The organism is Oscillatoria salina IIICB1 (assembly GCF_020144665.1).
In the GTDB taxonomy this organism is placed as follows: Bacteria; Cyanobacteriota; Cyanobacteriia; order Cyanobacteriales; family SIO1D9; genus IIICB1.
The window spans coordinates 83,104-95,848 of record NZ_JAAHBQ010000001.1; the positions used below are offsets into that span (position 1 = coordinate 83,104).

Below are 12,745 nucleotides of genomic sequence, written 5' to 3' on the forward strand. Positions count from 1 at the left end.
AACCGTTAGGTTAGTTGGGATAGTTCACGCATCAGCTTACCTTAGAAAAAGTAACCTATGAGTTTAGAGTCTACAGTTGCCGAAGCTTCGATCGAGCAAAGTTTAAAGCAATTTCTGATCGTTTTATCAGTATCCTTAAGTGTTGCTACCCTCTCGCGGATTTTTAGCTGGTTTCGCAAAATCCCCTACACTCTGCTTTTGGTAATCGTCGGCTTAGGATTAGCTTTTGTTAATATCCGACTTGTCAATCTCTCCCCAGAGTTGATTTTAGAGATTTTTCTGCCTCCGTTATTATTTGAGGCAGCTTGGAATATTAACTGGCGGGAATTGAAAGCTAATTGGCTACCAGTGATTCTCTTTGCCGTAGCTGGGGTGATAATTTCTGTATTAGGAATATCTTTCGCCCTGAGTTCGTTTACCAGCATTTCTTTAGCTACTGCTTTGTTAGTTGGGGCTAGTCTTTCTGCTACAGATCCGGTTTCGGTTGTCGCTTTGTTTCGCGAATTAGGTGCAGGCAAGCGTTTAACTGTTTTAATGGAAGGAGAGAGTTTATTTAATGATGGTGTTGCCGTTGTTGCTTTCGTTTTGTTAGTAGGAATACCTTTAGGAATTGAAGACTTTTCTCTCCCAACAACGATTACCCGTTTCGCTGCTTTTGTTGGTGTTGGTGTCGGGATTGGTTGTTTAGTTGGTTTTGGTATTTCTTATCTGACTCAACGCTTTGATATACCTTTAGTCGAACAATCTCTAACTTTAGTCTCTGCTTACGGGACTTATTTGATTACTGAAGAATTGGGTGGCTCTGGTGTAATTGGCGTAGTTACTGTAGGGATCATCCTCGGTAATTTTGGCTCGCGAATTGGCATGAATCCGCGCACTAGGCTGTTAGTTTCGGAATTTTGGGAATTTTTAGCCTTCTTTGTCAATTCCATCGTTTTTCTGTTGATTGGCGACCAAATTGAATTTGGAAGTTTAGCCAATAACTTAGATTTGATTTTTGTGGCGATCGCGGCTGTCTTGTTGACGAGAATTGTGGTAATTTTTGGTTTGGGTGCGATCGCTAATCTTTTTACCCCAGAAAAAATCGGTTTGCGCGAACAAACTGTACTTTGGTGGGGTGGTTTGCGCGGATCTGTCTCCATCGCCCTAGCTTTAAGTGTCCCAGTTATTCTCGATGGCAGACAAGATATCATTGATACTGTCTTTGGTGTTGTCTTATTCACCCTCTTAATTCAAGGTTTGACAACGCAAGTATTCCTCGAAAAACTTGACTTAATTGGCGATCAACCCATACGTCAACAATACTCCGAAGCCCTAGCCCGTCGCGAAGCTTTAAATCGAGTCTTAGTTTACCTGGCTGATGCCAAAATTTCCCCCGAAATTGACCTCGACTACTACAACTATCAACAACAACTCGTCAAAGCCCAACTCGAAAAAACTGAAGAAGAAATCCACAACTTGCAAAAAGAACACCCCCAATTGCAACAACTCAATATCGAACAATTGCGCGAAAAAATGTTAGATATTGAAGCCGAAACCTATGCCGAATTTATTCGCGCTGGACGTTTGAGTAAACGACTTTCTCCAGTCGTCCAACAAATTATGGCAGAAGCCGAAGAACATTAATTTATTCGTTCGTAGTTGCGCTTTAGTTCGACTACGAACTTATTCTTTGCTGCAATTGAAGGCTTTTTATTCACTTAAGTGATTATAAGATTTGGTAGCGAAGAGCATTTTGTTCAACTTGCAGTGACTTAAATCACTCATCACCATATTGTCAAGTCACCGTAAACAATCTTAACTGTTTGTTACATTTATTTACAGAAAGGCAAACAGGAGAACTTAAACAATGAAAACCGATTTAACTCTCAAACAACGCTATACCTTCGCATCCACCGTATTTAACGCCGACTTTGACAACGGAGCGCCCATCAACGCCAATCAAGCGTGGTCTTTATTCTTTACATTAGGTCAAAATGATGCTATTTTAGACGCTAATCCAGAATTAGGACGCTTTTTCAACAATCTTTTGCTCGGTATCGTCGCAACAGGAATGATTGGTGCAAGCATTTTCACATCTATCTAAAGTAAGAAAAAAGCAATCTTCCCTCTTTTTCTAACTCGAATGGCATAATTTCGTCATTCGAGTTTTTCACACTTCATTTTATCACAGATTTAGCACTTTTACAATCAAGATCGTAACAACTGACTAATTTTTTTCAACACACTTAAAACTTGCTCCAAATCGTTATTTCTTTCTAACGATAAAGCATAAGAACGACTATAAACTAGATTATCTTTTCCCGTAACTTTAACAAAAACAAACTCTCGTCCATTGACCAAAAAACCAAACCTAGGCTTTTCCTTACTAAGATTAGCCAACATATAAACTAAAGCTTGTGGTAAAGCTTCCATCACATCAAACTTGGTACTTGTCGATTCAATTACCAAAACCCAAAACCTTTGCTGAATCACTAAAACATCAATCTTTCCTCTAACAATTGCTTCCTCATCTTTTGCCGTAATTTCTACCGCAGCCTCCGTTTGAATAGCAAAAGGAAGTTGATAAAATCCAGTTAAATCTAATAAAGGCGATAAAACCACCATTTTCACCGCTTCTTCTAACAAAGGACGACGGCTAACCAAATTAAAATAATTACTTTTGATTCGCTTTAAAGCTTGTTTTTCTGTATCTGTTAAACTTGGTAAATTTTCTTGCCATTCCGGGAAAAAATCAGCATTTGTTGCTTGCTGAAGCTGAAATTGTGCTTGAATTTCTTCAAGAGTAATATCTTCAGCAGAAATAACTTGAACCATATATAAATTTCAACAAGTCAAAAACTTTTTCGGCAAGTGTAAAGAGAAGATTTGATATATAATTAGCCTATCAAATTCCAATTGTTAAATCTTTAACGAAGAATTATCAGTAACATCAACAAGCTGGATAATTTCAGACTTAGTTGTTTCCTCATGTAAGTCAACATAAAAATTGAAACCTTGATCGTAGAACAGTAAATTTTGCGTTTCAGGAACTAAAGAACGAAACCAAATTGCAAAAGAAGCACAAAATTCTAAAGAACCATCTAAACTAATTCCCTGTCCATCGCGGTGTAAGGCTCCATCTAACCTTTCTCCTTCTAATATAACCCATTCAAGAGCATAATAATCATCAGGGTTAGTAACGGTACGAATCTTAACTTCAGACCATTTCTGCTGAAGAGATTGAGTAAAATCAACTGAGTTTATTTTCCAAGAGGTTGATACTGGTGGGGTAATCAAATATTCCATTTTTTTTTCCTTGTTAATTAAGACACGACAATAACTTTACCAGGCAAATTAAACTGATTTAGTAAACTAACAAAAAAAGGAACACCTTCTTGAAGATTAATAATTACTTGAAGTCCCACAATAGGTGTTTGAGAATCATTGATTACAGCAGCATAACGTCGAAATTCATTTTCTACATCAGCAACCGCTTTTATCCGAATGAAAGGTGGTACTATTGAGTTAGTAATATAAGGACTGTTGTTAGGATTTGCAATATACTTAGCTTCAAGTAAATACCCAGTTTGAAAGTCTATTCCATCAGCCCAAATTTCTTCACCTCCGTCCCTAACTCTAATTTCTTCGCTACCACAATGTTGTATTTGAAATAAATGACGTTGACTATAAGTTGGAGTAAGTCTTCTGGGAAAATTATTTGCCCAAATTTTTATGGAATTGGTAGACTCACTCATGAACGGAAAACAATCATTAAATAAACTTGATAAATTATTGAAAAAACTAGAGTCATTGTAAAATACCTTGGGCGCGTAGGCGAGCTACGAAAGGAGATTCTCCAGCTTCGTTTTGCAGTTTTGACGCATACTGTTCTCGTTGTGCGATCGCTATTTCGATTTCCTCTTTACGATCCCAATAATATGCTAAAGCGGAGTAAATTTTACTTAAACTTAGATGAGGATAGTTATCGAGTAGTTCTTCAGGACTCCAGTTATATGCTTTGACTGAAGTAATTAGTTCTACTACTTTCATTGAAGTTCCTTCTAGATAAGGAACTTGCTGTGCGTCTAGTTGGATATATTTGTAGTCTGTGCTAGTAAATGTCATTTTTAAACCAAGGTAATTAAATTTATTGCTAATCTGAATTTAACTTATCATCTATAATTAGCCAAAATAGTCAAGTGGAAATTGTCCACCTGACTATTTTGCTACTTAATAATGACTTCCAGATTTGCGGTGGTGAACGGCGGTGACAGCATCAGTTGAGAAAACTTCGCCTTGTTCAGCAACGGCATAAACTAACCAATGATCGCCGCATTCCATACGATTGTCAACGCGACATTCCAAATAAGCTAAAGCATCTTTTAACACCGGACAACCGTTTTCTGCGGTATCAATTTCTACGCCTTCAAAACGGTCTTCTCCGGGACTAAATGGTTTGAGAAAATGCTTCATTAAACCAATATGTTTGCCTTCTTCTAAGACATTGAGAACGAATTTATTCCCAGTATGTAATAAAGATTCAATTGCCCTTTCTTTCGCAACTGCTACAGTTAAACCTGGTGGGTTGAATGTAGCTTGCGATACCCAAGAAGCTAACATCGCGCTGGAAAGTTCTTCTTGTTGAGTAGTAACGACGCAGAGAGAACCAACAATGCGTCCGACGGCTTGTTCGGTTCGGGCTGCTTGGGAGTCGCTGACGGGTCGTTTTTGGGCGACACTGGCTCTTTTTTTGGCTTTTTTCAAGGCTTGGGCGAAGTCTGTCCCTGCTTCTTCGCAATATTTGAGAGTCTTGTCGTCGGGTTTGAATTTGACGCGGATGGTTTCAAAGCCGAAGCGATATCCTCCATCTTTTAGTTTACTTTCTAAGAGGTCGATCGCTTCGCCACTCCATCCGAAGGAACCGAAAACGGCGGCTAGTTTGTTTTTGTCGGCGGTGGAGAGAACGATACCTAATGCTGTTTGAATAGGTGTAGGGGCGTGACCGCTAATTGTGGGGGAACCGATGATAAAGCCCGCCGATTTTTCCACAGCCGCTTTGATTTCTTCGGGGTCGGCAAATTCGCAGTTAATTGATTCTACACCAACGCCAGCTTTGGTGATGCCTCGCGCGATCGCCTGAGCGACTGTGGCTGTGTTACCATAAGCTGAGGCGTAAAGTAAGGCGACGCTTAGATCTTGGGCTTTTTGTTGCGCTGCCCATTGTTTGTATGCCACAGTTAATTCGGTTAAACCGTAGCGTACCAACGGTCCATGTCCGGTAGCATATAATCTGGCGGGATAGTCGCTTAATTTTTCGAGGGCGGTTTCGACTTGGCGGGCGTGGGGAGCCATGAGACAATCGAAGTAATAACGCCGATCTTCGCGATAAGTTTGCCAACCTTCGTCAAAAATTTGGTCGCTGCATACGTGCGCCCCAAATAGTTTATCAGTAAAGAGGATTTCTGTGTGGGGGTCGTAGGTACAAAGTTGGTCGGGGAAGCGAGGGTTAGGTGTGGTAATGAATTCTAACAAATGACCGCCGCCTAAGTCTAGGGTTTCGTCGGCTTTGATGACTTTGATGTTTAGTTCTTGGTCTGGTATGATTTGGCGTAGCGATCGCGTTCCGGGATTGGAACAAACAAAGGTAATTTGGGGCGCTATTTCTAGTAAGGCTTTGATAGTTACGCCGCGATTTGGGTTCACGTGACCTAAAATTAGGTAATCGATGGTTTTGGGGTCAATACGTTCTTTGAAAGCTGTGACAAAGATTTCCGTAAATGATTCCCCTGGTGGGTCGAATAAAGCAGTTTTCTCTGCTTGAATCAAGAAAGAATTAGCAGTCGTACCTTTTTTGAGAGCATATTCTATTTCAAATTTTAGCCGATCCCAAGTACGCGATCGCATAACTGTGGTTTGGGCTGCAATGGGAAGAACTTGTACGTCACGTGGTTTCATAATTTAATTATTGGTTAATTTTTATTAGTTTACAGTTTGGTTTTCCTGACACTGAATATATTCGTGCAATGCTTGATTTATTAAAGCTTGGTAGTCACCACCACCCATAGCATGAACTTTCGTGCGAAACCAGTCTAATATTTCCTTATCCAAAGGAATATTCACCTTTATTTGTTTTTCTGAAATGGGAATCATTGCCCCTTTTTTACCTTTTGAGAAATCATAGTTATCTTTCATTTTTATCGATTTAGCTAAGTTTTTTATTTACTAAACTATCCCTAATATCCTCAGAGTAGATGATTTGCAAAAATAATATTTAATTGTCTGGTGGCTCAACTTTATCTGCAACATCTCCATCAATTTCACGAATGATTTACATTGCCGTCTTTTAGGTTTTCAATCTCCTTTTTCTTTGATTTTTTATAGAAACTAGGGTTTGTTTACAAGCTATATTAGCTTTTCTCAACTATCATTCTATTCAGATTCTTCGCTACATTTTTTCTCGCTCAAAATGACAACTTTTAGTTTGAGAAATAAACTCTATACTGTTCTGCTTTTTAAGTGTAGTAGCGACCAAGATGGTCGCACTACTTTTGCAATTACTAACAATTGAGTTTGAATGACAAACAGCTTCACAAAGTTAGCTAAAATTGTCTTAATCTAGATTTTGGGCTAGATTTTATTCGCTCAAAATGAATTTTAACTTATCAAACAAACCCTAGAAACACTCGTTAAAAATGAGAAAATTGCCCACTATTTTTAGTAGTAATTCCCCACTTTACGATGATGAACTGCTGTCAGGGCTTCGGGTTTAGAAACACGACCATCGTTAACTTTACTATAAACTATCCAATGATCGTTACATTCCATCCGACTGACTACTTCGCATTCCATGTAAGCAAGTGCATCGGTTAAAATTGGTGAATTATTGTTAGCTACGCGAGTTTCTACACCTGCAAAACGATCTGCACCAGGGGGGAAACGCTTGAGAAAATGCTTCATTAAAGCTTGATATTTCCCATCTTCAAGGACATTTAAGACAAAGGTATCACCTACTTGCATAAAAGATTCGATCGCGCGATCTTTTGCAACTGCTACAGTAAATCCTAAAGGTTCAAAACTAGCTTGGTTTACCCAAGAAGCTAACATCGCACCTTTACTATCTCCTTTTTGGGCAGTAATAATATATAAACCACCACTCAAACGTCCCATTGCTAAACTCAATTGATTATTAACAGACTTACGCTTTTTAATGTTGCGATCGCGTGTTAACATTTGTCCTAAGTCTGTCCCGGCTTCTTCGCATTCTTGATAGGTGGCTTCGCTGGGTGTATCCTTAATTCTAATGGAAGGAAAGCCTTCGCTTAAGCCGATATCGCGAAATTTATTTAACAAAGGGTCGATCGGTTCGTCATCGCCGCCGTATGATTCAAATATGGCGATCGCTTGTTTATCTTTGGCGGCTGCTAAAATTGTCCCGATGGTAGCTGTGGTTGCTTTGACCATTTCACCGGATGCGGGAGGCATACCAATTACTATACCAGCCGCACGACTGACTAATTCTTGCACTTCTTGCGCGTCGGCTGATTTTAAGTCTATCATTTCTACGCCTACGCCTGTTTTGGTGATTCCTTTGGCTATAGCTTGAGAAAGGCGATCGCTATAGCCGTAGTCGGAGGTGTAAAATACAGCTACGATGTTTTCTGCTTTCGCTTGGGCTTTACTCCAGTCTCGATAGCGATTAATCAACTCGTCTACATTATGCCGTAAAACGGGTCCGTGACCGTTAGCGACCATGTTCACGTCACCGAGTTTTTCCATTCGCTTTAATGCAGATAAGACGGAACGAGCGTTAGGAGCCATTAAGCAGTCATAATAAAAACGGTAGTCTGCTTCGATCGCGCCTAAGTCTTCGTCGTATAATTTATCCGAGCAGTAGTGCATTCCAAAAGCATCACAGGTAAACATGACTTGAGTACCTGCATCGTAACTGAAAATTGTATCGGGCCAATGTAAATTAGGGGCATTGACAAATTCTAAACTATGTCCGTTACCTAAGTCTAGTTGGTCGCCATTTTTAACGATTTGTTTCTCGAAAGGTTGATGAACTAAATTTTCTAAGAATTGAATTGCGACTTTGGAACCAACTACAATTGCTTGGGGTGCGAGTTCTAAGAAATCCTTGACTAAACCGCTATGATCTGGTTCAGTATGACTAATCACTAGGTAGTCAATTTGTTGGGGATCGATTAAATTAGTGAGAGTATCCAGATATAACTGACGGAATTTTTCGTGAGAAGTATCGACAAGGGCGACTTTTTCACCGCGAATGAGAAACGAATTGTAGGTAGTACCGTTTTGTAAACCAAATTCGATATCAAAACGATCGCGATCCCAGTCTAACGAACGAATAGCCGTTGTGTCTTGGGCGATCTCATCTACCTGCATCGTTAAACGCTTTTGCTGAGGTTCAGTTACTGCAACCATTTAACATCTCCTTAAACTTTTTTGTTAATTTCTTATATTTTCTTTATTTTTACACAGGAACTTGCTCGCGATCGCTTAAAAATCTTATGATTGCTCTAGCTGGCTTTAATAATACTCAAGATTGGATCGCTTTGGCGATCGGAAATTCTCGTTTACATTGGGGGCGTTTTTGCGGTGCAAATCTTCTCAAAAGTTGGGATACTAAATATCTTACCCAACCTGTGGTTGAAGATAATTTACCTGTCTGTCTCGCTTCTGTTGTCCCCAGTCAAACTCAACTCTGGGAAACTTATCCCCAACTTGAAATCATTAAATTAGAGCATATTCCCCTAAAAGGAGTTTACCCGACAATGGGCTGCGATCGCGCTTTAGCTTTGTGGGGGGCAATCCAAACTTACAACCCACCTGTATTAGTTGTTGACGCAGGAACCGCTTTAACTTTCACTGGAGCTGATTATAACTCTCAACTGGTCGGTGGCGCAATTTTACCTGGTTTAAGTTCCCAATTTTACTCTCTGGCTACGAAAACCGCAGCTTTACCACAAGTAGAATTTCCTGCGAAATTACCTTCACGTTGGGCTAATGATACTAGATCGGCGATCGCTAGTGGAATTCTGTATACAACTTTAGCAGGAATTAAAGATTATTTGTGTAATTGGTGGGATTTATTTCCCGAAAGTCAAGTTATTCTTACTGGTGGTGACTCTAGCACAATTTGTGCATATTTGCAAGAGCTAGAGCCAAAAATTGCCGAGAAAATTATTTTTGATGCTGAGTTAGTATTTTGGGGAATGCGATCGCTCGTTGTCAAGAATTATTAGCAACCACAGATGAACACAGATAAACGCGGATAATTAATTGGTGTGGATTTGTCATTAAAAATATTATCTATAATTAAGCTAACTTTTGGTGAATAAGACATGACTTACACTCCATCTAAACTACTTAGCTTCTCGGAGTTTATTACCCAATATGGGGATAATACACGCTATGAATTAATTGACGGAGAACTCAGAGATAGGTCACATACTGGTCCTCATGAAGCGGTTGCTGGAAGTATTGCTGGTAGAATTTATGTCGAAATTTTTCGGGCTAATTTAAACTGGTTGATTCCTAAAAATTGTTTAATCAAACCACTAAATGCTGAAGCTACAGCTTTACGTCCTGATGTAGTTATTTTAGATAAAAATGAACTTTTTCAAGAACCTCTTTGGCAAAAAGAACCTGTGATTTGTAACGGTAAAACTATTAAGCTAGTTGCAGAAGTAGTTAGCAGTAATTGGCAAGATGATTATGCACGAAAAGTTGAAGAATACGCTTTTTTAAATATTCTTGAATATTGGATTGTAGACTTTCGCGGCTTGGGTGGTTTACAATTTATCGGCAATCCCAAGCAACCTACTTTCACAATTTGTCAGTTAGTTAATGGCGTGTATCAGCAGCAACAATATCGTTTAGGAGAGGCAATTTATTCTCGTTTATTTCCTAATTTACAGCTCAAACTTGACGATCTTATGCCAACTTAAATTTCAAGAGGTTTAATTTTGCAGTAGCTAGTCAATTTTTCTCAATCAACAAACTCCAAAAAGGGCAAAACCTGACCAATATTTAGGGTGAGGATATCTTTTCATTGTTGCTAACATTGCTTGACGCAAAGCTTGGGGTTTATTGCCATAAGCGAGAAAGTAAAGATAAAATTCACTAAATAGTATTTCTTGGGGAGCATCAGGTAACGACCAGAGAGAAAGAATAACACTTTCTGCTCCTTGAATCAATAAAGTAGTTGCTAAAATTTCGCCACCATGTCCCCAAATATTACCGGGTTTAGTATCGCAGCCACTAAGGACAATTAATTCTGCTTGTAATTGCAAGTTTAGCCAATTTCTTATTGTCAGTAAACCGCGAGATTCTTTTTCTGGTGCAAGTGCGATCGCACCAGTTATACTACCTTCATCACTTAAAAATCCTTGACTAGCGAGGTGAATAATTTTCGCTGCGGTTATTTGGTTAAGAATGTTTGTTTTTGTTGCTCTTTTTCCGAGTACAGGTGTAGTCTTGAATAAAGTAGCGATCGCGAGCGCTACTCTTTCGTTTTTAGGTTGTTCATTTAGTGGTAATGTTGGTAAATTTAAATTAGAGAAGTCAGCATTACCTACAACTAAAACAGACTTGTGGTTCGATTTTTTGGGCGGGGATTTTTGCTGAACAAAATTGAGCATTCCCAGAGAAGGAAGAGTAACAATTGTATGTTTTTCAATTAAATATTTTTGCTCGGAACTAACTAAAGCAGCGAAAGGAACTAAAAATAAAAAATCTTGAGGAATAAAACCGACAACTGCTTCAGGATCTTGAGGTAATAACTCAGCAATAGGTTCGATCAGCAGTTGATAAAGATAAGCCAAATTTTGGCGATATATTTCGTAATTTTCCCGATCGGCATTATCCGAAAATTCGCGAATACTGCGAACTAAACCGCCCAGAGAAATTTGTTCTTGTTGCCAAAAAGGTTTCAAATTTACTTGCTTAAAAATCATTTCTCCCGTAGTTTTTAGCAACCAAATAAACAAATTTGTTGGATAAATATAAGCAGATTCATTGCCAAAATTAAAGCGATAAAACTGATAAAACTGACTGCGATCGTATAAAACTGAATAGTAAACTAAAGTGATCCCAGCAGTTTTAGCAATTTGCTGAATTTGTGAGCTTGAAAGAGGGGAAAAATCAGGAAAAGTTTCAGTTTTTACTAATAAATGATTAGCCAAGAAATTTTTTAACAAAGAAATTCGCCCTTGTTCGGCAACTTCCAAAGCAGCTTCAAGTCGATTTTGAGCAACTAAAACTTTCTCGAACGACCGATAGATATCAGGAGATGAATTGAGCATTTAGGCTAAAAAATTGACAAATTGACGAATTGACTCAGCAACGATCGCGCTACAAGATTCAGGAAAATCCCTTCCACCATAGGAGAGATACTTGAGTTTAGCATTGCTTGCTAACTTAGCATAAAGTTGAGAGCGAGCGATGCGATCGAGACGATCTTTTTCACCTTGAAGAACTAAGATCGGTATTTGTAACTCTGGCAATCGTTTTTGCAATAACTCCGCTTGAATTTCTTCACGACGGCGGCGAAATAATAGTCGATAACCCACAGGAGATTGTAAAATTTGTTGGTAGTAGGCAAACCATTGTCTTAATTGGTTTTTTTTCCCCAAGATTACTGCTAAAGGAGACAAAATTCGTAATAGCCAAAATATGACAGAGAAATGACCGATTAACCAACGTTGCCAGTACCGTTTTTTACCAGCAACTTCTACTCCTTCTGGTGCTAATAATACTAAACCAGAAACTCGATCTGGATATTTCAGGGCATAACTAGCAGCAATCCAACCACCGAGAGAGTGACCGATTAAAATTACTTGTTGCAAATGCAATGCGTCCAAGTATTCTGCTAAACTTTCTACCTGCCAGTCAATAGAGTAATGGACTTGAGGACGTTCGGACTCACCAAAACCCAATAAATCAGGTGCAAAGCAGTGATATTCTTGAGCGAGGTGTTCGATCGCGGATATCCACTGACTGCTATCCGAGTAAGTTCCATGTAAAAATACTAACGCCGTGCCGCTTCCCACTTCGCGCCAAAACATTTGTCCTTGAGACAGACGTATGCGAGAATTTCGTAGCAGTATAACCATCGTGGTAAAATCTTCTCGATCGAGGTAAGTCTCGCTGAACTTAAGCAACTACAGTCAAACCGTTGAGATAGTCTTTTAACTGGCGATCGTGATCGTGACTGAGTTCGCCTAAAGGTAAAGTATCAGAGCCGAATGCCTTGACTTCTATAACTTCTAGGGTATCCTCAATTTGAAAGTCGCCGCGAGCATCTACTTCGATAACTATGCAAATCGAATGAACTCTGGGATCTCGATCGGGTGCTGAATAAACGCCGATTAAACGACGAATTTTAACTAATTCTAACCCAGTTTCTTCTTTTAATTCCCTAGCGGCACTGGTGGGAATGTCTTCACCCCAGTTAACAAAACCGCCTGGAATACCCCATTGTCCCGTGTCTCGCCGCCGAATGAGAACAATTTTATCGTCTGGTAAAATTGGAATAACGCTGATGCCAGCGATCGGATGTCGGAAAATAAGCCCCACAACCGTCTGAAGATACTGCCATGCACGACGCAAAGGTAATAACAAAGGTTTTGCCTCCTGACTCGGTGGCTGATAGTTACTCATAAGATCGACTTTACTGCAATTTTTCTTCGATTTGTCAGTTTGCAGGAGCGATCGCTAATTCCTTTCTTGACAAACAGCCAGT

The 12,745-nt window shown here is 39.3% G+C and carries 14 protein-coding genes; 4 read left to right on the forward strand and 10 right to left on the reverse strand.

The features are described from left to right. Positions 1–57: 57 nt before the first annotated feature. Positions 58–1,626, forward strand: a complete 1,569-nt coding sequence (locus G3T18_RS00240) for a cation:proton antiporter (protein WP_224408500.1) — start codon at positions 58–60, stop codon at positions 1,624–1,626. A 223-nt stretch (positions 1,627–1,849) separates the two neighbouring features. Then, positions 1,850–2,086, forward strand: a complete 237-nt coding sequence (locus tag G3T18_RS00245; RefSeq protein ID WP_224408501.1) for a hypothetical protein — start codon at positions 1,850–1,852, stop codon at positions 2,084–2,086. Positions 2,087–2,190: 104 nt separating this feature from the next. Here the strand turns inward: G3T18_RS00245 and G3T18_RS00250 are convergent, their stop codons facing one another. The 7 genes from G3T18_RS00250 to G3T18_RS00280 all read right to left on the reverse strand — a co-directional run bounded on the left by G3T18_RS00250 (position 2,191) and on the right by G3T18_RS00280 (position 8,424). Continuing rightward, on the reverse strand, positions 2,191–2,817 hold the full coding sequence (locus G3T18_RS00250; RefSeq protein ID WP_224408502.1) for a type I restriction endonuclease subunit R: 627 nt from the start codon (positions 2,815–2,817) through the stop codon (positions 2,191–2,193). Between the two features lie 84 nt (positions 2,818–2,901). Next, complete coding sequence (locus tag G3T18_RS00255) at positions 2,902–3,288, reverse strand: hypothetical protein (RefSeq protein WP_224408503.1); 387 nt, start codon at positions 3,286–3,288, stop codon at positions 2,902–2,904. 17 nt (positions 3,289–3,305) lie between these two features. Beyond that, complete coding sequence (locus G3T18_RS00260; RefSeq protein ID WP_224408504.1) at positions 3,306–3,737, reverse strand: restriction endonuclease fold toxin-2 domain-containing protein; 432 nt, start codon at positions 3,735–3,737, stop codon at positions 3,306–3,308. Positions 3,738–3,789: 52 nt separating this feature from the next. Beyond that, a complete protein-coding gene (locus G3T18_RS00265) occupies positions 3,790–4,107 on the reverse strand; it encodes a DUF433 domain-containing protein (RefSeq protein WP_224408505.1) in 318 nt (105 codons plus the stop codon). A gap of 105 nt (positions 4,108–4,212) precedes the next feature. After that, positions 4,213–5,937 (reverse strand): diflavin flavoprotein, encoded by a 1,725-nt coding sequence (locus tag G3T18_RS00270; RefSeq protein ID WP_224408506.1) that lies wholly within the window; start codon positions 5,935–5,937, stop codon positions 4,213–4,215. A 24-nt stretch (positions 5,938–5,961) separates the two neighbouring features. Next, on the reverse strand, positions 5,962–6,132 hold the full coding sequence (locus G3T18_RS00275; protein ID WP_224408507.1) for a BrnA antitoxin family protein: 171 nt from the start codon (positions 6,130–6,132) through the stop codon (positions 5,962–5,964). Between the two features lie 564 nt (positions 6,133–6,696). Beyond that, positions 6,697–8,424, reverse strand: a complete 1,728-nt coding sequence (locus G3T18_RS00280; protein ID WP_224408508.1) for a diflavin flavoprotein — start codon at positions 8,422–8,424, stop codon at positions 6,697–6,699. An 86-nt stretch (positions 8,425–8,510) separates the two neighbouring features. On the opposite strand from G3T18_RS00280, the gene G3T18_RS00285 reads away from it, so the two are divergent. Both G3T18_RS00285 and G3T18_RS00290 read left to right on the forward strand, forming a co-directional pair. Then, positions 8,511–9,245 carry a pantothenate kinase gene (locus G3T18_RS00285; protein ID WP_224408509.1) on the forward strand — a complete coding sequence of 245 codons (735 nt, stop codon included), beginning with the start codon at positions 8,511–8,513 and terminating at the stop codon, positions 9,243–9,245. Between the two features lie 99 nt (positions 9,246–9,344). Beyond that, positions 9,345–9,950, forward strand: coding sequence for a Uma2 family endonuclease (locus G3T18_RS00290; protein ID WP_224408510.1), 606 nt, complete (start codon positions 9,345–9,347; stop codon positions 9,948–9,950). Positions 9,951–9,995: 45 nt separating this feature from the next. On the opposite strand, the gene G3T18_RS00295 is transcribed toward G3T18_RS00290, so the two are convergent. The 3 genes from G3T18_RS00295 to G3T18_RS00305 are packed head-to-tail and all read right to left on the reverse strand — an operon-like array spanning position 9,996 to position 12,612. After that, positions 9,996–11,306 (reverse strand): CHAT domain-containing protein, encoded by a 1,311-nt coding sequence (locus tag G3T18_RS00295; RefSeq protein WP_224408511.1) that lies wholly within the window; start codon positions 11,304–11,306, stop codon positions 9,996–9,998. Further along, positions 11,307–12,116, reverse strand: a complete 810-nt coding sequence (locus tag G3T18_RS00300; protein ID WP_224408512.1) for an alpha/beta fold hydrolase — start codon at positions 12,114–12,116, stop codon at positions 11,307–11,309. Between the two features lie 40 nt (positions 12,117–12,156). Beyond that, entirely contained in the window at positions 12,157–12,612 is a 456-nt protein-coding gene (locus G3T18_RS00305; protein WP_224408513.1) for an NUDIX domain-containing protein, read from the reverse strand. Positions 12,613–12,745: the final 133 nt, after the last annotated feature.